The organism is Marinitoga sp. 1197 (assembly GCF_001021165.1).
Lineage (GTDB): Bacteria > Thermotogota > Thermotogae > Petrotogales > Petrotogaceae > Marinitoga.
Genome location: NZ_AZAY01000045.1, coordinates 13352 through 33868 on the forward strand (window position 1 = coordinate 13352; position 20517 = coordinate 33868).

General features: G+C 27.1%; 20 protein-coding genes, 3 tRNA genes and 1 other RNA gene. 3 read left to right on the top strand and 21 right to left on the bottom strand.

All coding sequences use genetic code 11. The features are described 5' to 3' along the window. Positions 1–6: 6 nt before the first annotated feature. The 8 genes from X275_RS09375 to X275_RS09410 all read right to left on the bottom strand — a co-directional run bounded on the left by X275_RS09375 (position 7) and on the right by X275_RS09410 (position 8538). Entirely contained in the window at positions 7–438 is a 432-nt protein-coding gene (locus X275_RS09375; protein WP_047268566.1) for a hypothetical protein, read from the bottom strand. Beyond that, positions 438–1010, bottom strand: coding sequence for an aminoacyl-tRNA hydrolase (gene pth, locus X275_RS09380; protein ID WP_047268567.1), 573 nt, complete (start codon positions 1008–1010; stop codon positions 438–440). Before pth ends, X275_RS09375 begins: the two co-directional genes overlap by 1 nt. A 3-nt stretch (positions 1011–1013) precedes the next feature. After that, the gene (locus X275_RS09385; protein ID WP_047268568.1) at positions 1014–1628 is read right to left on the bottom strand and encodes a 50S ribosomal protein L25; all 615 of its coding nucleotides are present in this window, start codon (positions 1626–1628) and stop codon (positions 1014–1016) included. A gap of 37 nt (positions 1629–1665) precedes the next feature. Beyond that, complete coding sequence (locus tag X275_RS09390; protein WP_047268569.1) at positions 1666–2622, bottom strand: ribose-phosphate pyrophosphokinase; 957 nt, start codon at positions 2620–2622, stop codon at positions 1666–1668. Between the two features lie 4 nt (positions 2623–2626). Further along, positions 2627–3976: a bifunctional UDP-N-acetylglucosamine diphosphorylase/glucosamine-1-phosphate N-acetyltransferase GlmU gene (gene glmU, locus X275_RS09395; protein WP_047268570.1), complete on the bottom strand. Its 1350-nt coding sequence runs from the start codon at positions 3974–3976 to the stop codon at positions 2627–2629. Between the two features lie 68 nt (positions 3977–4044). Then, on the bottom strand, positions 4045–4602 hold the full coding sequence (gene ruvA, locus X275_RS09400; RefSeq protein ID WP_047268571.1) for a Holliday junction branch migration protein RuvA: 558 nt from the start codon (positions 4600–4602) through the stop codon (positions 4045–4047). Further along, on the bottom strand, positions 4602–5918 hold the full coding sequence (locus X275_RS09405; RefSeq protein ID WP_052913829.1) for a bifunctional folylpolyglutamate synthase/dihydrofolate synthase: 1317 nt from the start codon (positions 5916–5918) through the stop codon (positions 4602–4604). Before X275_RS09405 ends, ruvA begins: the two co-directional genes overlap by 1 nt. A gap of 1 nt (position 5919) precedes the next feature. Next, entirely contained in the window at positions 5920–8538 is a 2619-nt protein-coding gene (locus tag X275_RS09410) for a valine--tRNA ligase (RefSeq protein WP_047268572.1), read from the bottom strand. Positions 8539–8734: 196 nt separating this feature from the next. On the opposite strand from X275_RS09410, the gene X275_RS09415 reads away from it, so the two are divergent. Together X275_RS09415 and X275_RS09420 are read left to right on the top strand one after the other, a co-directional pair. Then, positions 8735–9172, top strand: coding sequence for a hypothetical protein (locus X275_RS09415; protein WP_047268573.1), 438 nt, complete (start codon positions 8735–8737; stop codon positions 9170–9172). A gap of 9 nt (positions 9173–9181) precedes the next feature. Then, positions 9182–9991, top strand: a complete 810-nt coding sequence (locus tag X275_RS09420) for a DUF4895 domain-containing protein (protein ID WP_047268574.1) — start codon at positions 9182–9184, stop codon at positions 9989–9991. A 42-nt stretch (positions 9992–10033) separates the two neighbouring features. Here X275_RS09420 and rplT read toward each other — a convergent pair whose 3' ends face one another. The 13 genes from rplT to X275_RS09480 all read right to left on the bottom strand — a co-directional run bounded on the left by rplT (position 10034) and on the right by X275_RS09480 (position 18577). After that, positions 10034–10390 (bottom strand): 50S ribosomal protein L20, encoded by a 357-nt coding sequence (rplT, locus tag X275_RS09425; protein WP_047268575.1) that lies wholly within the window; start codon positions 10388–10390, stop codon positions 10034–10036. Between the two features lie 27 nt (positions 10391–10417). Beyond that, positions 10418–10612, bottom strand: coding sequence for a large ribosomal subunit protein bL35 (locus tag X275_RS09430; protein WP_047266916.1), 195 nt, complete (start codon positions 10610–10612; stop codon positions 10418–10420). 18 nt (positions 10613–10630) lie between these two features. Beyond that, complete coding sequence (infC, locus tag X275_RS09435) at positions 10631–11182, bottom strand: translation initiation factor IF-3 (protein ID WP_231588316.1); 552 nt, start codon at positions 11180–11182, stop codon at positions 10631–10633. Between the two features lie 237 nt (positions 11183–11419). Then, positions 11420–11495 (bottom strand) — tRNA-Lys (locus tag X275_RS09440). 13 nt (positions 11496–11508) lie between these two features. Then, a tRNA-Trp gene (locus X275_RS09445) sits at positions 11509–11584 on the bottom strand. 20 nt (positions 11585–11604) lie between these two features. Beyond that, positions 11605–11678 (bottom strand) — tRNA-Gln (locus X275_RS09450). A gap of 52 nt (positions 11679–11730) precedes the next feature. Beyond that, the gene (locus X275_RS09455; RefSeq protein ID WP_047268577.1) at positions 11731–12525 is read right to left on the bottom strand and encodes an energy-coupling factor ABC transporter ATP-binding protein; all 795 of its coding nucleotides are present in this window, start codon (positions 12523–12525) and stop codon (positions 11731–11733) included. Beyond that, positions 12516–13295 (bottom strand): energy-coupling factor ABC transporter ATP-binding protein, encoded by a 780-nt coding sequence (locus X275_RS09460; protein ID WP_047268578.1) that lies wholly within the window; start codon positions 13293–13295, stop codon positions 12516–12518. Before X275_RS09460 ends, X275_RS09455 begins: the two co-directional genes overlap by 10 nt. Then, a complete protein-coding gene (locus X275_RS09465) occupies positions 13292–14014 on the bottom strand; it encodes a class I SAM-dependent methyltransferase (RefSeq protein ID WP_084825179.1) in 723 nt (240 codons plus the stop codon). Before X275_RS09465 ends, X275_RS09460 begins: the two co-directional genes overlap by 4 nt. Position 14015: 1 nt before the next feature. Continuing rightward, positions 14016–14684, bottom strand: coding sequence for a hypothetical protein (locus X275_RS09470; RefSeq protein WP_047268579.1), 669 nt, complete (start codon positions 14682–14684; stop codon positions 14016–14018). A 21-nt stretch (positions 14685–14705) separates the two neighbouring features. Then, an RNA gene (gene ffs, locus X275_RS11400) (signal recognition particle sRNA small type) lies at positions 14706–14805 on the bottom strand. Between the two features lie 44 nt (positions 14806–14849). Continuing rightward, complete coding sequence (gene glnA / locus X275_RS09475; protein ID WP_047268580.1) at positions 14850–16175, bottom strand: type I glutamate--ammonia ligase; 1326 nt, start codon at positions 16173–16175, stop codon at positions 14850–14852. Between the two features lie 89 nt (positions 16176–16264). Further along, a complete protein-coding gene (locus X275_RS09480) occupies positions 16265–18577 on the bottom strand; it encodes a methyl-accepting chemotaxis protein (RefSeq protein ID WP_047268581.1) in 2313 nt (770 codons plus the stop codon). A 445-nt stretch (positions 18578–19022) separates the two neighbouring features. Here X275_RS09480 and X275_RS09485 point away from each other — a divergent pair, with 445 nt between their 5' ends. Further along, positions 19023–20516 (top strand): hypothetical protein, encoded by a 1494-nt coding sequence (locus X275_RS09485; protein ID WP_047268582.1) that lies wholly within the window; start codon positions 19023–19025, stop codon positions 20514–20516. Position 20517: the final 1 nt, after the last annotated feature.

A 20517-nucleotide genomic window follows, 5' to 3' on the forward strand; every position in this document is an offset into this window, starting at 1 on the left:
TTATATTTATAACAATTTTTTTATTTTGTTCAATATATCTTCTATTAATTTCATTCTTTCTTCATTCATTTCCTTTTTTGCAATTTCGTATTCATTTTTCCAAAATTCGAATCCGCGTTTTATTAATGTTTGAGTGTTTCTGAGTTTTGAATTATCATCATCTGAAAATAATAAACTTTTTATAGCTATTGGAAATTCTATTATTACCCGGCTTTTGACATTTTTAATTTCTATTGATTTATTTTTGACTGGAAATCTATTTTTAAAAAAAACATTGGTAGAAAATAAACTTAATTTATTTTTATTTACAGGAATAGTATGAAATTTAGCCACGTCATTTAAACAGTTTTGACAGTATCCGATTTTTGTTTCAATGCCGTCATAATCGAATTTCTGTATTATTTCAGCATTATTTTTTTGACATAAATGGCATTTCATTAAATGTCATCTCCAGTAAGCATTTTATTATTATATTTATTCATAGCCTCAACGATTTTATTTTCCAATATTAGATCTATTGTGGGGATTATCTTATCTATTACTTTATTTATTTTATAATATTCATCATTTGAAAATTCGCTTAAAACATAATCTGCAAGATCTATATATTCTGGTTTTGGACCAATTCCTACACGAATTCTTGGAAAATCTGTACTTTGTAAGGTAGATATTATAGATTTTAAACCGTTATGTCCTCCTGATGAACCGTTAGGTCTAATTCTTATTTTTCCTAATTCTAAAGCAACATCGTCATATATTACTATTATATCCTCTGGATTATCATAATATTCTTTTAATTCATATAAAACTTTTCCACTTAAGTTCATATATGTAAGTGGTTTTACCAGGATTATTTCATTATTATAATATCCTTCAAAAGATCTTTTTTCTGTTTTTTTAAATTTATCTTTATTTATTTCATAATATCTATCTACAACCAAAAACCCCACGTTATGTTTTGTAAATACATAACGTGGGCCTGGATTACCTAATCCAATTATTATTTTCATATATTAAGCTTCTTCTCCCTCTTCTTCTGTTTCTTCAGTAGTTTCAGAAACTCTTCCAGCTACTGGAATTGATACAATAATTTCATCTTCATCCAATAAAACATCTATAGATTCAGCAATATTTAAATCTTTTACTGTTAAATGGTCGTTAACATCTAAATCAGTTATATCAACAACAAATTTTTCAACAATATCTCTTGGTAAAATTTCAACAGGTAATTCATGATGGTGTATATCTAACATACCACCTCTGGATAATCCTTTTGCTTCTCCAACAAATTCTATTGGGATATTAAGATGCATTTTATGTCCTTTTGAAGGTACATAGAAATCTGCATGAATAGGTTTATCCGTTACTTTATGTCTTTGAACAGTTTTTAAAAATGTTGTAACTTTGTATGTTTCGCCATTTTCCTTTTCAATATTCAATTGAATAGGTGTAGTTTCTTCAATTTTATCAAGCATTAATATTGTTTCAACTGAAGAAATTTTTAAATGAATGTTTCCTTCTAAACCAGGTCCATACACTACTGCAGGGATAAAACCCTCTTTTTTTACATGATTTGATTTTTCTCCATCTTTCCTTTCAATAGCTTTTAGTTGGTATACTTTTGCCATTTGAATCCCTCCTATATGAATAAATTATTTTGTTTAATTATTTAAATAATATACTTACAGATAGATTATTTTTAATTCTGGCTACAGTTTCTCCGAGAAGTGACGCTACCGATAATACATGAAATTTACCAGGCAAATCATTATGATATATTGTATCTGTAACATATACTTTTTCAATTACTGAATTTTGTAACTTTTCTTTTGCATTTTTGGAAAGAACGCCATGCGTTGCACAAGCAATAACTTTTTTAGCTCCCTTTTCTTTCAACATCTCAGCAGCTCCAACCAAAGATCCACCCGTATCTATTATGTCATCAAAAATGATAGCAGTTTTATCTTTAACATCACCAATTATATTTACAATTTCTGCAACATTATCTTTTGGTCTTCTTTTATCAAGGATAGCAAGAGGTAAATTCATTTTTTCTGCAAACTTTCTTGCCCTTTTTACACCACCAACATCAGGTGATACAACAACTGATGAATTGGAATCGAAATCTTCACATTCATTTTTAAAATAATTTACGAATACAGGAAAGCCCATTAAATTATCCACAGGTATATCAAAAAAACCCTGAATTTGTTCAGCGTGTAAATCAATCGTGACTATTCTTGTTGCGCCAGCAACAGTTAAAAGGTTTGCAACTAATTTAGCTGAAATAGGATCCCTTCCTCTCGCCTTTCTATCCTGTCTTGCATATCCAAAATATGGGATAACAACAGCGATCGAATTTGCAGAAGCTCTTTTTAGAGCATCAATCATAACTAATAATTCCATTAAATTTTCATTTACTGGAGAAGATGTTGATTGAATAACAAATGTATCCAATCCTCTAACAGTTTCACCAATTCTCAAATTCACTTCACCATCAGCAAATCTTTTTAATTCAACTTCACTTAATCTTATGCCTAAATATTGAACAATTTTTTCAGCTAATGTGGGATTAGAATTCCCGGTAAAAATTTTAATTTCGTGGGCCATTGAAAAAGGCATTTTTTTACTCTCCTTTCTCCCTCTTTTTAAATACCCAGTTTTCTTTATTTATCTGTCGTGCTCTACCAAGAGCCAACGCTCCTTCTGGGATGTTTTCAGTTATTGTAGAACCAGCTCCTATTAGAGCATTATTTTCAATTTTTATTGGTGCAACTAAAGCTGTGTTGCTACCAACAAAAACATTGTTTCCAATATATGTTTTATGTTTATTTTTCCCATCGTAATTGCATGTTATTGTTCCTGCTCCAATATTTGTGTCTTCACCAATAAATGCGTCACCTAAATATGTTAAATGTTGTGCTTTGGTATTTTTACTTATAGTGGTTTTTTTAGTTTCTACAAAATTTCCAATTTTTACATTTTCTTTTAATACCGTACCTGTTCTTAACCTTGAATATGGCCCAACAGAAACATTATTTTCAATTATGGCTTCCTCACATTCAGACCTGAAAATTTTTACAAAATTACCAATCTTACAATTTTCAATTCGAGTCATTGGTCCTATTTCGCACTCTTCACCTATTTCAGTTTTTCCGTAAATAAATGTCATAGGATAAATTATAGTGTCCTGTCCAATTTTTACGTCAGGAGATATATATGTTGTATCAGGGTCAATAATAGTAACTCCGTCTATCATCAAATTAGTTAGAGTTCTTTTTTTCATTATTTTTTCAGCTTCAGCAAGTTGTATTCTGTTATTTATTCCAAGTGCTTCTGAAAAATCTTCTAAAATATACGTTTCAACATAATTTAAGTGTTTTGCTACATCAGTTAGATAATATTCACCTTGATTATTATTTGGTTTAATTTTTGCTAAACCATCTATTAGTTTCTTGCCTTTATATATAACAAATCCAGAATTTATTTCTTTTATTTTCTTTTGTGTTTCATCAGTATCTGCTTCTTCGATGATATCTATAAAATTTCCTTTAATATCTTTTAATATTCTTCCATATCCTGTTGGATTATCTAAAATAGCAGTTAATATAGTTGCATCAGCATCAGTTGAATTATGTTTTTCAATAAGCTTATTTAATGTGTTAGCAGTTATTAAAGGCGTATCTCCGTATAATATTAATATGTTTTCATCGTTTATAAAATCCTTAGCAGACATTACAGCATGGCCGGTACCTAATTGCTCTTTTTGATAGTAAATTTCAACATCTTCTGGAAGTATATTTTGTATCATCTCACTTTTATGACCTAAAACCACTCCTATTTTTGTTGGATTTAGTTTTCTTGCTGTATCGATAACCCAGTTTACCAATTCTTTTTCCATTATTTTATGCATAACTTTTGGATATTTTGATTTCATCCTTTTTCCCAAACCAGCAGCTAAAATTAAAATCCTCATAGTACACCCCCAATTGTATATCAATATATATTTTAACATTATTTTCATTAATTAAAATTAAGATATTATCACAATTTCTTCAAGGCTTGTGTAATAATATTTTCTAAAGAAAGACTATTAAGATCTAAATCTTTTAAGATAGTATAAATCTTATTTCTATCAAATCCTAAGGTTTCTAAGGCGTCTAAAGCATCATTAAATTTATTATTATTGTCTGTTGAAATAAAAGATTCAAATTTATTTTTTAATTCATTGGCGATTCTTTCAGCAGTTTTTTTGCCAATTCCGGGTAATTTTGATAATCCATTTATATCATTTGTGGAAATCATATTAGCTATATTTTTCGCATCAGCGTTTTGAATTATTTTAATAGCACTTTTTGCACCTAATTTAGAAACTTTTTTTAAAGATAAAAACATATTTCTTTCAAATTCATCATAAAATAAATAAAGAGATATATTCCATTCGTTTATATCTAAATATGTTTCGAATAAATATTCCTTATTTTTTTCGCAATTTTTTAATATTCTATATGTTGGAATGCTTTCAAAGTAAAAATTTCCCGATTGTATAATTATTTCAGATGTGGTTAATGTTTGTATTAACCCGGTAATTTTTCTAATCATCAAATTTCCTCCAGATTGAATATATATCCGCGTATTTTTCCAACTAAATACAAAGACCCAGTGACAAAATAATAATCATATGGTGAAGAAAGCAAATTGTTAAAGGCTTCAACAGGATCTTTAATGAAAATAACATTTTTATTAAATTTTTTAAATAATTCATATACATATTCTGGATTATTTGAACGCTTATTTGGAACTTGAGTAATGATAATATAATCGAATTCGTTTGCTATAATATTAACCATTCCTTCAATATCTTTATCGTCCAATATGCCAACTAAAGCAGCTTTTTTAAAGCTTTTTATATACGTTTTTATAGAATTTTTTAAAGCTAAAGCACCAGAAATATTATGTGCACCTTCTAAAATAACATTTTTATTTTTATATTCTAATAGTTCGAATCTACCTTCCCATAAAAAACCTTTTAGAGCTTTTTTAGTTTTATTAATATCAAGTTTTTTATCTTTTTTCTCAAAAAAACTTTCAACAGCCATTATAGCAGTTGAAATATTATAAGGCTGATATGTCCCATTGGCTTTATAAATCAAATTATCAATTTTATTATATTTACTCTTATAATCTATGGAATTCCAGTTCAAAGAAAAAGCAGGATTTTTAAAAGTAAAATCCTTTTCAAATTCAAAAACATTATTAATTCCAACTTCATTAGCTCTTTGAAGGATTATTTTTTTGGCAGAATCCGTTATATTACCCAAAACTACGTTATTGTTATTTTTTATTATTCCCGCTTTTTCAAAAGCAATTTTTTCCAAGGTATTTCCCAATAAATTCATATGGTCATATTGAACGGTAGTTATAACAGAAACATCAGAAACTACAACATTTGTAGCGTCTAATCGACCTCCTAAACCAACTTCTAATACGGCAACATCTACATTTTGGTTTGAAAAATATTTTAAAGCAAGTGCTGTGATTATTTCAAAAAAAGAAGGAGACATTTCATCTTTCATATTATCCATTTTTTCAATAGAGAAAATCATTTCATTTAATATTGCAATAAATTCACTATCTTTTATTGATTTTCCATTTATCTTTATTCTCTCAGAAATATGAGTTAAATGAGGTGATGTAAACAAACCGACTTTTAAACCATGTTCTTTTAAAATATTGTGTATAGCTTTAGATGTACTACCTTTACCATTTGTACCTGTGACATGAACAACCGGGAAATCCCTTTCAGGATTTCCCAATAAATCACATAATTTATTGATTCTATCTAATCCATATTTGATTCTTGTTCCACCACGTCTATCATATATATATTCAACAGCTTCTTTTAATGTTGAAATCATACTATTTTAGCTCCTCTATTAATTTTTCTAATTTTTCTATTTGTGTTTTTACTGTTGAATACTTTTCTTTTACATCCTCTATTACATCCTCTGGAGCATTGGAAATAAATTTATTATTTTTCAATTTTTTATCATATTTTATAAATTCTTTTTCTAATTTTTCCTTTTTCTTATTTAATCTAATTTTTTCTGCATCGATATCTATTAATTCTCCCAATTTAACATATGCTTCTATGGTTTCATCAACATATGATGTAGCAGATTTTTCTGGTTTTTCATCAACAACATTTATTTCCGTAACAAAGGCTAATTCCTTTATTATTGATTCGTTATTTTTTATCCAGCTATTATCTCCTAATGTTTTATATGCAATTTCTATTTTTGTGATTTGAGGTATATTTATATCGGCTTTAACGTTCCTTATGCCTCTAATAAAACTTTTTATTTTTTCAAACTCATATTCTTCTTTTTCAAAATCATGTTCAGGATTAAATTCAGGCCATTTTGCAGTTATTAAATACTTTTCTTCATTAATTTTTGGTAAATTCTGCCATAATTCCTCTGTTAAGAAAGGCATGAATGGGTGCAAAAGTCTTAAAGACGTATCTAATACTCTAACTAAAACATTTTGAGCAATTAGTTTATTTTTTGATTTTAATCTATTTTTTACAGCTTCTATATACCAATCACAATATTCATTCCAGAAAAAGTCATATAAAGCTCTCGCAGCGATATTAAATTCATATTTTTTTAGAGAACTTGAGACTATTTTTATTGTTTTGTTTAATTTAGATAGCATCCATTTGTCCTCTAATTCCAGCATATCTGGAGTAAGTTCAATTTTTTCAAAATCATCCATATTTAATAAAACAAATCTTGTAGCATTCCAGATTTTATTTGCGAATTTTGAATATGACTCAAAGGATTTAGGATCAAGTTTAATGTCTCTCCCTTGAGCTGCTAAAATAGCTAATGTAAATCTCATAGGATCAGCACCAAAATTTTCTATAATTTCTAATGGATCAATGCCATTCCCAAGGGATTTTGACATTTTTCTTCCATGTTTGTCTCTGACTAATTGGTGTATATATACATCAGAAAATGGTTTGTTTTTCATAAATTTTTCGCCCATAACTATCATTCTTGCTACCCAGAAAAAGATGATATCAAATCCTGTTACAAGTAAATCTGTAGGATAGTATTTTTTTAGGTCATCTGTATTTTCTGGCCAACCAAGTGTAGAGAATGGCCATAATGCTGAACTAAACCATGTATCTAAAACATCTTCATCTTGTTTTATGTTTGTAGAACCGCATTTTTGACACTGTTGTATATTTTCTTCTGAGACATTTATATGGCCACAGTCTTCACAATACCATACTGGAATTCTATGTCCCCACCATAACTGTCTTGAAATACACCAATCCCTGATTTCATTCATCCAATTCAAATATACCTTTTTCCATCTTGAAGGATAGAATTTAATATCAGATTTTTCAACAGCTTCAATAGCTTTTTCTGTTAAAGGTTTCATTTTAACAAACCACTGATCAAGTAAAAAAGGCTCTACCACAGTATTACATCTATAACAATGACCAACTGAATGTTCTAATTCATCTATTTTTATTAAATAACCTTCTTTTTCCAGGTCTTCAATAACCGCTTTTCTTGCTTCTTCTCTGTTTAATCCGGAATATTTTCCTCCATTTTCATTTATTTTTGCATATTCATCCATTATTTGAACAGATTCTAAATTATGCCTTTGTCCAAGAAGATAATCATTTGGGTCATGTGCAGGGGTTACTTTTAAAGCACCTGTTCCGAATGATGGATCAACGTATTTATCTGCTATAATAGGTATTTCTCTTCCAACTAATGGTAATATAGCGGTTTTACCAACGTAATCTTTGTATCTTTCATCCGATGGGTGAACAGCAATAGCGGTATCCCCTAACATTGTTTCTGGTCTAGTTGTTGCGATAATTATATAGTTATTCTCACCTTTTAAAGGATATTTTATATGATATAATGCGCCTTTTTCATCTTTGTGTTCAACTTCTTCATCAGATAATACAGTACCACAGCTTGGACACCAATTTACAATATATTTTCCTTTATATATTAATCCTTCATTATATAATTCAACAAAAACTTTTCTTACAGCTTTATTAAGCCCTTCATCTAATGTAAATCTTTCCCTTGACCAATCAACAGATGCACCTATGGCCATAATTTGTTTTTTTATATATTCCTTATATTCATTAGCCCATTTCCAAACTTTTTCTATAAATTCTTCTCTTCCATATTCTTCTTTTCTTTTTCCCTCGCTTTTTATTAAAAACTTTTCAACAACATGTTGAGTCGCAATACCTGCATGATCTTCTCCAGGAAGCCATAAGGTATCTTTTCCCTGCATTCTGTTGAAACGGGTTATTATATCTTGCAAGGTTATATTAAGAGCATGTCCCATATGTATTTTTCCAGTTATATTTGGAGGAGGTATAACCATTGAAAATTTTCCATTTCCTTCTCCCTTTGCTTTGAATAAATCGTTATCAAGCCAGAATTTATACCATTTTGTTTCTATTTTATCTGGTGTATACCTTTTTCCAATATCCATATTTTTACCTCCTAATAACATTTGTCATTATTTTATCAAATGTTTATTATAAATCATATTTTCTTTAGAATTTTCAGGTAGTCTATTATAAATAAAAAATCAAAATCTAAAATCTATGTTTTAATACAATTATACTTTAATGATGTTAATAATTCAAGGGATTTATTTATACAATTATAGAAAAAATAAATAGGGGGTGAAATATATTAAAGACATACCTGCTAAATATATTATACTTATAATATCAGTTTCAATAATAGTATTATTTCTAATGTTGTCTTTTATCTATTTCTTTTATATAAAAGACATGTTTGAAATTCGTCTTACTGACGAAGAATACATAAATATAATAAAAAATAGTTCTTTTTATGGATATCCAGATAAAAAAATAGGATCATATTTTGATAATTTTTTTTCAAATACAAAATGGTATTGTATAAAAAATTTAAATAAGATTAATGTGGTATTTGAAGGTGATGCATATTATTTTGGGAAATATGTAAAATTTAAAATAATTTTTGATGCAAAGAAAACAATAAAAACTAAAACAATACAACCCATATTTTATACAGCTGATGATAAAAAAATCCTATATACTGATTTTCTTAATTTAATAAATATGATTTTTAGGTGAGGTGACAAAATGCTACTCAAATGCGATTTAAGAGGCTTAACAAATTTAAAGAAAATGGCAATAAAATATTTTAATGAAAAAAAAGATAAATTAGCTGACGAATATACACATTTAGTGGCATTTTCTATTTTTGATATAAACAACAAATTTCCAAGTTTGAATATATTTTTTGATAATGAAGGAAAATATTTTTTATCATTAATGCCGGAAAAACCTTCTAAATACATGAGTTCATTGTATCCGAAACTAATAGATGATGAAATCATAGATTTAAAAGAAATATATAATAATTTAGCAAAAAAATATAACAAAAAAATAAAAATATCTGCAAATATGTCAATTTACCAATCGCCAATTATAATTCCAAGTTTTTTTGTACAGGGCGATGAAATATTAATAAAGAAATATATATTATCGGAAAAATTAAAAGGCTTAAAATATTTATCATTGTATAAATACATTGATGATAAAACACTGGAGAATATTTTAAAAACCTATAATGTATGGCAAAAAGATATATATTATTATTATACTTTAAATGAAGTTCATTTTGTATTTGGTATTCCAGATAAATTTAAAAATAAATCTTTAGTAATAGAGTTTGGAAAATTAGCGAAAGTATATATAAAAAATAAAAATCCATTATTTTTGGAATCATATAAAATTCCAGATATGAATATAAAGGAACCTGTTTTAATGGTATTGAAAACAAAAATCTGGAATTTGAAAAAAATTAATTTAATTGATGTGAGAAATGAGATTATAAGTAAAATAGATAAATCTTATGACTATATTATAAAAATATTTGAAATTAAATAAAATATAATATTTGAGGCACCATCAGGTGCCTCAAATATTATATTATTTAGATAAAGCTTCTTTTGCGATATTAATATATTCTTTGAAAGCTTCGTAATCATTTACAGCTAATTCAGATAGCATCTTTCTATTAATAGTTACGCCAGCTAATTTTAAACCATGGATTAAATCGTTATATTTTAATCCTTCGTTTCTTGCTGCTGCATTTATTCTTGTAATCCATAATCTTCTGAAGTCTCTTTTCTTTTGTTTTCTACCAGCGTATGCATATTTTCCTGATCTAAAGAACTGTTGTTTAGCCAATACGTATCTTCTGCTTAAAGCGCCTCTATAACCTTTAGCGGCTTTTAAATATTTTCTTCTTTTTTTCTTGGCATGAATGGCTCTCTTTACTCTCATTTAAGTCTCTCCTTTCGACTATTTTTATTATTTCAATCCGAGTAATCTTTCAACTTTATCGTTTAAACCTGTTGGGATGTCTTTATACTGATGTAATCTTTTCATTCTCTTTTTTCCTCTTATTCTTGTATTATGTCCAACATTTGATCTTCTCATTCTGATTTTTCCTGAACCTGTTACCTTAAATCTTTTTGCTGATGAAGAATGTCTTTTAATTTTCATAAATAATCCTCCTTTGAATTATTTTTTTGTTTTTGGTGATAAAATCATGTCCATATCTCTTCCAGCCATTTTTGGTGCTCGAGAAACATCTGCAATATCTTCAACCTTTTTTATAACTTTTTCCAATATTTCTTTTCCTCTATCTGTAAACATAATATCTCTTCCTAAAAACATTACGACAACCCTAACCTTATTACCATCCTCGAGGAAAGTTCTAATTCTCCTCACTTTCGTATTAAAATCATGTTCATCAATTCTCAACCTAAATTTCATTTCTTTTAATATTTGTTTTTTCTGTTTTTTCTTCGCTTCTTTTGCCCTTTTTTCTTTTTCATATTTATACTTGCCAAAATCCATGATTTTAGCAACTGGTGGATTTGAATTTGGTGAAACTAAAACTAAATCGAGTCCTTCTTGATAAGCTAATTGTAAAGCTTTTTTTGTTTCCATTACTCCTAATTGTTCTCCCAAATTACTAATTACCATAACTTCCCTTACTTTAATTTCCTCGTTTCTCAAAGTTGTATCTTTTGATTTTTTAATACTTATCCCTCCTGTTCTTTTTCGCATACGCGAAAAGAAATAAAAATAAAAATTTTGATTATATAATAAAACAAAGTATTTATCAAATAACTGATGAAAAAAGAAAACCAAACAGTTTGCTTACATGAGAAATCAAATATATAAAAAATGGGTGGAGTAATCTCCACCCATGTATTTCCCGTAAATTTTAAACCCCTGTCGACTTATTTGTCCGAGGTGGGAAGCTACTGGGTGGCTTCCTCTTTAAAAATAAGAAACAATAAATGGTGGGCCATGCGGGATTCGAACCCACGGCCTACTGATTAAGAGTCAGCCGCTCTACCAGCTGAGCTAATGGCCCACATTCTTAAAAATGGCACGCCCGGAGGGACTTGAACCCCCAGCCTGCGATTTTGGAGACCGCCGCTCTACCAATTGAGCTACAGGCGTGTGCCTAAAACTGTTTAAAATGGCTGGGAGGGGAGGACTCGAACCTCCATCGGCGGATCCAGAGTCCGCTGTCCTGCCATTAGACGACCTCCCAAGACAGATAGTATTATAACATTATTTTTTTAATTAGTCAACGTCTTTTTTTTTCAATATTGAAATAATTTCTCTAATTTTATATTATTTTTTAATGAACAGTAATATAATTTGAGTTTTTCCGAGAAGGAAATATTTTTTTTTCTCAATTCATTTTCCCCAAGAAGTATGAAATCATCAAAACTACCAGTATAATTTATTTCGTGATTATGTATATGTAAAATATTTGGCTTAAAAGGTATTAATTCATCTATCCAGTGTGTTACTATTATAATTGTTTTCCCAAGTTTTTGAAGTTTTTTTATTATTTCCCAGATTTTTTTTCTTCCGCTATAATCCAATCCTACTGTAGGTTCGTCAAATATAATGTATTTTGGATCATAAGATAATATAGATGCAATAGCAACTTTTCTCATTTCTCCTCCAGATAGATTAAATGGATTTCTGTTTAAAAACGAACTGTTTAAACCAATTAAGTTCAATATATTGTATAACTCATTTTTAGAAATACTTTTGTTAAAATTCTTTGGAGCATATAACAATTCCTCTATAACTGTGGGGAGAAAAAATTGATTTTCTGGATATTGAAAGACCATACCAACTTTTTCTCTAATTTTTTTTATATCTGAATCTCTTGTTGATAAGCCATCGATCATTACTTCACCATTTTTTGGAATTAATAAACCATTTAGTGTTTGTATTAATGTGGTTTTTCCAGAGCCTGTTTTACCTAAAATTACCCACATTGAATTTTCTTTAATTTCCCAATTAATATTTTTTAAAGCAATAGATTCAAAAGGAGTTCCTTCAGCATATGTGTATGAAATATCATTTACTTCTATAGACATATATTTCGCTCCAAATCTTTTATAGATTTTCCTGTATATTTTTTTACAATATTTTCAAAAGGTATTTCAACATTGAATTTTTTGTTTTCTGACCACTGATAAAATTTGTCTCTACTATCATAAAATACAACTTTTCCTTTATCTAATGCTATAATTTTTTCTACAAATTGAAGATCTTTTGCATGATGTGAAGCTATAATAACAGTTTTACCTATATTTATAAGATTTTTTATTACTTTATATATTTCATCACGTCCTTCAGGGTCTAACATAGTAGTTGGCTCATCCATTAAAATAAAATTTGGTTGCATAGCAATCATAGAAGCTATTGCAAGACGCTGTTTTTGACCGCCAGAAAGTGTATTAGGGTCTTTTTTTTCTAATCCCAATAGGTCTGTTACACTTAAAGCCCAATTAATTCTTTTTTTTATTTCATTTCTTTCTAATCCCAGATTTTCAAGTCCGAAAGCAATATCTTCTTCAACCGTTACACCGACAATTTGATTCTCAGGGTTTTGAAATATATAGCCAACATTTTTTTTCAAAAATAATAAAGAACTTTCATCATAAAAATTTATTTTTTTATTATACAAAAAAAATTCGCCATTATCAGGAGTCAAAATACCACATAAAATTCTTAACAATGTGGATTTTCCACTTCCATTATCTCCAACCAATCCAATTGGTATTTTACTTTTTAATATGAGATTTAAATTATCAAAAATATTTTTATCTTTATAATTAAAAGTAATATTTTTTAATTCAATCATTGTGTTTTCACCGACTTGTATACTCTAATACCACCCTTTTTCACAATTTCAATAACATTTCCAAATATTTTTTTCATATAATCTTTAATCCTACTTCCGCCTTTATTATGAAAGGCAACTAATTGTAGTGTTCCAAAAATAACTAAATGTTTATATGAATCTTCTATTAATTTCATCCAGACTTTTTTACCTGCAACAATAGGTGGATTAGATATTATTTGTTCAAATAAAAAATCTTTCCATGGGTCGAATAAATATCCCTGCCTGATATCAGCAAAAATATTATTATTTTTTGCATTTATTTTTGAAAATTCCACGGCTCTTTTATTAATGTCACTCATATAAATTTCAATATCAGGGTGTTCTTTTTTTAATGTTATACCTATTACCCCGTATCCACATCCAATATCTAAAATTTTTTTTCCTGTAATATCACCATTTTCCAATAATATTTTAGTAGCTTTATCTATTTCCTTTTTTCCATATACACCTGAAGGTGCTTTAAAAATATAAGTATGTCCATTTTTTAAAGTAAGGGTTAATTCTTTTATTGTTAATTCAGATTCTGGATTCTCAACATAATAATGTTGAAATTTTGAAATAGTTTTTTTTTCTTTTTTTTCAGTTTTATATTGTTCTTTGTATAAACTTACAACTTGTTCCGGAGATAAATCTTTTAAGTCTTCAGGCCCAAAAATTTTTTCATTTTTTTCTCTCATTTTAGTCCTCCTGTTTAAGCAAATCATTTATAGTTAATAATATCCCAAAATTATAATTATTTTTAAATTGATACAAAGTTAAGCCGTTCGGAAAACTTATATAGTTTGTACCGAAGTTAAAAAAGACATTAATTTTGTTATTGTCAATTAAATACGAATAATCTATGCCTATTGTAAATAATACAGAATCTTCAAATGTTCCTGAAAAAGAAGGAAGATTTGTTACAACAGTTCCTGTTTTTATCCAGTTTAAGGCTTTTAGATTCAAAAAAACATTTAATTTTAAATTTTCTATTTCTGTAGAAAATCCTGTAGAAAATCCAGCATCACCAATATTAACAGTAGAGGTAGATTCTTTTGTTGAATTTAAATCATTAAAAACATTCCAGAACCCAGAATAGACAGTAATATTACCAAAAGTTATACCTATGTCAGAGGAAATATAATTATTTAATTGTGGATTATTCAGGTTAAAATCAGCAACCAAATTATACTTAATATAATCGTTATTATTTGAATAAGATAAACCAAATGTTGGAAAACCTGCTTTTATTTTTATTTTTTCAATTGGAAATTCCATGAATATACCGTTTGAATAGATTCCGATATTCAAGGAAAAAGTTAAAATTGAAATAATTATAAAAAAAGATAAAAAATAAAATTTTTTCATAAAAGCCCCCCTAAAAATAAAGATGGCCGGGCACCCCCGCGGCACACAGGAAGTACCGCTTATGGCTGCTCCCTTCCGGGCCTGACCAGGTTCGCGGGTTCCCGTTGCGCGGGACCCAGCCTATAGTAGGTCCCTAAAACCATATGATATTATAATAGAAAAATGTTACATAATCCATAAGTATTTATTAATTTCCCAATCAGTTACATTAATAGAGTATTCTTTCCATTCTTTTTCTTTTAATTCAACGTATTTTTCAAAAATATGCATTCCAAGAACATCTTTTATTAATTCATCCTGTTTTAGTTCATCTATGGCTTCTTTTAAATTTGAAGGTAGATGGTCAATGCCAACTTTATCTCTTTCTTCAGCTGTCATATGGTAAATGTTTGAAATTATTGCTGCAGGAGGTTCTATTTTTTTCTCTATACCTTCAAAACCTGCCGCTAATAAAGAAGCTAATAATAAATAAGGATTTGCAGTAGGATCTGGACTTCTTACTTCAATTCTTGTACCCATCTCACGCGATGCAGGAACTCTTATCAGAGCGCTTCTGTTACTTGGAGACCAAGCTATATTTACCGGAGCCTCATATCCAGGGACCAGTCTTTTATAACTGTTTATAGTCGGATTAGCGATAGCTGTAATTGCTTTTATATGTTTTAAAATTCCGCCAACAAAATATTTTAAAGTATCACTAAGTTCGAATTCTTTATTTTTGTCATAAAAAGCATTCATATCGTTTTTAAATAAACTCAAGTGAGTATGCATTCCAGAGCCATTTGTACCAAAAAAAGGCTTTGGCATAAATGTTGCGTGTAATCCATTTAATAAAGCTATAGTTTTTACAACAAGTTTAAATGTCTGGATATTATCGGCTGTTTTGAGAGCTTCATCATAAGTGAAATCTATTTCATGTTGTGAAGGAGCAACTTCATGATGAGAAGCTTCAACGTTGATTCCCATCTCCTCTAAAGATAGAACGATATCTTTTCTTGTTTCTTCACCCTGATCTATAGGTAATAAATCGAAGTAACCGCCTTCATCTAAAAATCGTAATATTGGTTTATTTGTTTTTTCATCTTTTGGAAGTAAAAAGAATTCTGGTTCTGGTCCAACATAAGCAGAAAATCCTTTTTCTTTCAATTTATTCAGGACAAGTTTTAATCTATATCTTGGATCTCCTTCAAAAGGTGTGCCGTTTGAATTATAAACATCACATATTAGTCGTGCAGATTTATATCCTTTATCTGTCCATGGATAAATGGCAAAAGTATCTGGATCAGGTCTTAAATACATATCAGATTCTTCTATTCTAACAAATCCTTCTATTGAAGAGCCATCAAACATAGTTCCTTTTTTAAAAGAATGTTTAAGCTCATCCCATGGAATTTCAACATTTTTTAGTAAACCATTAATATCTGTAATTTGTAATCTTATAAATTTTACCTTTTCTTTTTCTACAATTTTTAAAACATCTTCCCTCTCCACCAATAAACACCCCCTATAAAAATATGAAAAAATTATATCATATTTTGAGATTTTTTTCAATAAGTACTAATAAATTAGTTTAATTAAATCTAATTGACTTTAAAAAAAGAAATAATATCGGTTAGTTTTTCAGAACTTTTTTGGAGTTTTTCAGATTGTTTTATTAATGTATTTATGACCTCTGTTTCGTTATTTATTACTTTAGTAAAATCTAAAATTTCTTTTTTGGATACTTTTAAGAAAGAATTTACTTCGCTTTTGCTTTTATCGAATGATTTCAAAACATTATTTTGTTCTTCAATGATATTTTTTAGAATATCAAAAATTCTGTCTAATTCTACCGTAAGATTATTTATTTCATTCATATCTTTTTCAAATTTATCCATTATTTTATCTAAAGAAGTAATATTTTTTTGTGAGGATTGAACTTCATTTAATAATATTTTCATATCATTACCAATTAAACCAATCTGACTTGAAATATCTTCAGCAATATTATTTGTTTCAATAGATAAGCTTCTTATTTCATCTGCAACAACTGCGAAACCTTTTCCTGCTTCACCTGCTCTTGCAGCCTCTATTGCAGCATTTAATGCTAATAAATTTGTTTGCCTGGAGATGTCAGTAATTTTTTCAACAAAGTCAAATATTTGTTCTACCTTTTTATTAAAGTTTCTAAAGCTATTAGAGAGATTTATAGTTAAATTATTTATTAATTGTGTGGAGCTTTTTGTTTTGGAAGTCATATCTTTTGTTATCGTATTAAATTCACTTAATTTGTTTATGGTTTTTTCTATAGTATTTGATTCATTTAATATATTATTGCTATTTTCAAAAAGAATTTCCATGTTTTTATCAAGAGAACTAAGAAAAATTTCAAGATCATTCATAAGTTTTTTAACGCTTGTAACGATATTTTCTATAGTATTTTTTGTATTCTCTAATTTTTCTGAGGAAGTGTCAATCTCTTTTGTAGCAGCATTTAGTCTCTTTACATTTTCATTTAAATTCTTAAACATAGAAATCAGGAAATCAATAGTATCATGAATTTTTTTCATCATATGACCAATTTCGTCATTTTTTCTTTTTTGCAATTTTTCAATATCTTTTAAATTACCCTGAGATATATTATCAAGGTTTTGGGCCACAATATATAAATCCTTTGAGAACCTCTTTCCCATATAAATAGATATTATTATTGAAATTATAATAATTATTGCAATGATTAACAAAATAATATTTAGAATTTTTCTCATGTCTATGTTTAAATTTATAGAAATACGTTGTGTTTTGAATTCTGGCAAGGAAAAATTGCTTTTTAAACTTATATTTAAATCAGTTTTTGCTTTTATCAGTGGTTTTGATATCTGGACATACATTAAAGGAAAAATTTGTGAAGTTGTATAAAAACTCCTCGTATCTTTTTTTAGCAATTTTTCAGTAATAAATTTATTTATATTGGAAAGATTGAATTTTAAATTAGATGTTGGAATATTGCCGAATAATGGGTGTCCGGATGATGAATATATAACGATATATGCATTTATTAAATTTCCTATTTCAACAATATCGTTATATCCGAATTCTTTTAATCCGACCAATAATCCTGTTATTTTTTGTGTTGAAACAGGATCATATACAGGTGTTAAAATAAGAAAATAAGGTTTATTTTCTATGAAAGTCACTTTGCTTAAACCATAAGATAAATTTTTTGAAATTATTTGAGATGAAATCATTTTAACCAAACTAATAATATTTAAATTTTTTAAATTATCTTTACCAGCCATATAACTTTCAGCTTTTTTCTGGATTTTATATATTTCACCTCTTATTGAAATTTCAAAAGAATTTTTTCTTGTAACAATTTTTGGATTAACCAACCACAATTGAATACCATCAAATTTTTGTAAGTCTGCATAAGGCTGTAATAAACTATATCTATCAACAATAGAAATGGACTTTGAAGCTGATTTTGTTTTTAAGTCTGAACTTCTACTAATAGCATTTAAAAAATCTTTTAAATTCTTTATGTTTTCTTTTATTTTGTTTTCAAATATAGAAAATAAAGTTGATAAATTTTTATCATAATTCTCTATAAAAAAGTCTTCAAATTTTTTATTTACAGAATCATTTAATTTCTCTATTTGTCTTGAGATATCCATATTATATTCTTTTATCTGTTTTTCCAGAAGTTTATTATATTCATCAAATTGTTTTTTGTAATTATTTTGAATAACAGATATTTGTGAATTTACATTTTGTTTTATAATATTTTCCTGATTTTTTATAGAATAATTTACGAAAAAAGTAACAATTAATAAAGGAATGATGGATAAAGAAAGGATTATAATACCAATCTTAAAACCTATAGAATTAAATATTTTAATATTAGAATTTTTCACAGTATCCCTCCTAAGTTTGATATATTTAAAACAATTATATCAAAAAATCTTCACTAAATACAAGTATGGCAAAACAATTTTCTTAATTAATTATATATAATTACTATTAATTATTATTAAATAAACGTGATTATAGATAATAAATAACATGTCAAAAAAATAAAAATATTATGGTGTCCAATTAGTAAAGTAAGCGAAAACTCGAAAATTGCCTGAAAAAATAGCATATGAAGCCGGTCAATTTTGCATGGATGCAAAATTGAGTGAAGCCGAACATGGATGTGAGTCTGATACGACCGGCGAAAATATGCTATTTTTGAAGATTGGCAATTAAGGTTTGAGCAATTTTACTTTTTGGACATTGTAAAAATATAAGAGTAATTTAAATTTTATGGTATAATGGTAATGAAAATCGGAATTATTCCAGATAAAGAGGAGGAATAATATGAATGATAATGAATTTAAAAGAGAAGAGAAAATTGAATTAAATATTGAACATTCTAAAAATGCTGAAGTTGGAAAAAATCTCCAATTGAATAAAACTTTGTCTAGAATTTTTATAATAATTTTGCTGATTAATGTAATTCTTTTAAGTGGAATATTGTATACAATAATTGAACAATATAATTTTAAACAGCTGTTAAAAAATGATATAGAAAATATAAAAGAAAAAGTAAATGGACTAAGTGATTTAAACAAAAATCTCGAGAAATTGAACAATAATTTTCAAATTCTGGATATTATTAATTCCAATACACGCCAAATTCCAGAAATATTAATGGGATTAGAAGAAAATAATAAAATTTTAGAAACATTAAATATAAATGAAACATCTCGGGGACAAAAAAATAATATTAGCATTGATTTGAAAAATGAAATGAATAATTTAAAACAATATATAAAATCAGATATAAACAAAGTTTTAAGTGAAAAAACAAATAGAATATTAAATGAGATTAATAAAATTGAAAAAAATATAAATGATAAATTAAGAGAAACAACCGAAAAAATAGACGGGGTTTCAGTAAATTTTGATAATATTGAAAAAGTAATTGAAGGTAAAAATATAAAAATTCTGGATAGAATCAATACAATTTCTCTAAATACAAAAGGGTTAGAAGATCTTATAAATGAAATTAATTCAAACATTAAAAAAATAAATTCAGGAAATAAAAATATTTACGATAAGGTTCAAGAAATAGATGAAAAAATAAAAGAGATTGAGGAAAATGAGGTTGTTACAAAAGAAATAGAAGAGATTAAAAATATGGTGATAATGATTGATAAAAAAATATCAGACTTAGAAAATGATATTTCCAAAAAGCAGGAAGAATATTATAAAAAACTTGAATACCTAATGAATAAAGAAGATATTTTATCATTAATTGATAAATTAGATAATTATATAAAAGGTAAAGAATTTAAATTGATAGAGATGATTAATATATATAATAATATAGTTTTGAGATATAGTGATTTTTCTAATGATAGTGATGTAAAAAAGAGTTTTTTGAAAATTTCAAAAATGGTATACAGCAAGTATTTAACAATAATAACAGATGAAATTTCATATATGGAAAGATCGATGTATAGTGAAAATATAAAAAAAGATGTCAAATATTTATTGTATGTATTTGAAAGATTTCCGGAAAATACTGAATTTAGAGAGGAATATAATACAATTGAAAATTATTTAAAAAAATTAAAGGAGTTAGAAAATCAGAAAAAAATGGAATATAACAATAAAGCAATATATGAGATGAATGAGTATTTAGATCTATTTAAAAAGAAAATGGTTTCTCAAGAAGAAATAATAAAGTATTTTAAGAAAAAAATATTACCAATAAATGAAAATCTTTTAGAGGAAAATGTAAAAGAAAGATATTACAATATTATTGATAAAACAAAAGAGATATTAAAAGATAGATATATATGGTAAA

What these genes read in the sequence shown, in the direction of transcription:
- X275_RS09375 (WP_047268566.1), bottom strand. Translation starts at nt 438, where the DNA reads ATGAAATGCCATTTATGTCAAAAAAATAATGCTGAAATAATACAGAAA.
- pth (WP_047268567.1), bottom strand. Translation starts at nt 1,010, where the DNA reads ATGAAAATAATAATTGGATTAGGTAATCCAGGCCCACGTTATGTATTT.
- X275_RS09385 (WP_047268568.1), bottom strand. Translation starts at nt 1,628, where the DNA reads ATGGCAAAAGTATACCAACTAAAAGCTATTGAAAGGAAAGATGGAGAA.
- X275_RS09390 (WP_047268569.1), bottom strand. Translation starts at nt 2,622, where the DNA reads ATGCCTTTTTCAATGGCCCACGAAATTAAAATTTTTACCGGGAATTCT.
- glmU (WP_047268570.1), bottom strand. Translation starts at nt 3,976, where the DNA reads ATGAGGATTTTAATTTTAGCTGCTGGTTTGGGAAAAAGGATGAAATCA.
- ruvA (WP_047268571.1), bottom strand. Translation starts at nt 4,602, where the DNA reads ATGATTAGAAAAATTACCGGGTTAATACAAACATTAACCACATCTGAA.
- X275_RS09405 (WP_052913829.1), bottom strand. Translation starts at nt 5,918, where the DNA reads ATGATTTCAACATTAAAAGAAGCTGTTGAATATATATATGATAGACGT.
- X275_RS09410 (WP_047268572.1), bottom strand. Translation starts at nt 8,538, where the DNA reads ATGGATATTGGAAAAAGGTATACACCAGATAAAATAGAAACAAAATGG.
- X275_RS09420 (WP_047268574.1), top strand. Translation starts at nt 9,182, where the DNA reads ATGCTACTCAAATGCGATTTAAGAGGCTTAACAAATTTAAAGAAAATG.
- rplT (WP_047268575.1), bottom strand. Translation starts at nt 10,390, where the DNA reads ATGAGAGTAAAGAGAGCCATTCATGCCAAGAAAAAAAGAAGAAAATAT.
- X275_RS09430 (WP_047266916.1), bottom strand. Translation starts at nt 10,612, where the DNA reads ATGAAAATTAAAAGACATTCTTCATCAGCAAAAAGATTTAAGGTAACA.
- infC (WP_231588316.1), bottom strand. Translation starts at nt 11,182, where the DNA reads ATGCGAAAAAGAACAGGAGGGATAAGTATTAAAAAATCAAAAGATACA.
- X275_RS09455 (WP_047268577.1), bottom strand. Translation starts at nt 12,525, where the DNA reads ATGTCTATAGAAGTAAATGATATTTCATACACATATGCTGAAGGAACT.
- X275_RS09460 (WP_047268578.1), bottom strand. Translation starts at nt 13,295, where the DNA reads ATGATTGAATTAAAAAATATTACTTTTAATTATAAAGATAAAAATATT.
- X275_RS09465 (WP_084825179.1), bottom strand. Translation starts at nt 14,014, where the DNA reads ATGAGAGAAAAAAATGAAAAAATTTTTGGGCCTGAAGACTTAAAAGAT.
- X275_RS09470 (WP_047268579.1), bottom strand. Translation starts at nt 14,684, where the DNA reads ATGAAAAAATTTTATTTTTTATCTTTTTTTATAATTATTTCAATTTTA.
- X275_RS09485 (WP_047268582.1), top strand. Translation starts at nt 19,023, where the DNA reads ATGAATGATAATGAATTTAAAAGAGAAGAGAAAATTGAATTAAATATT.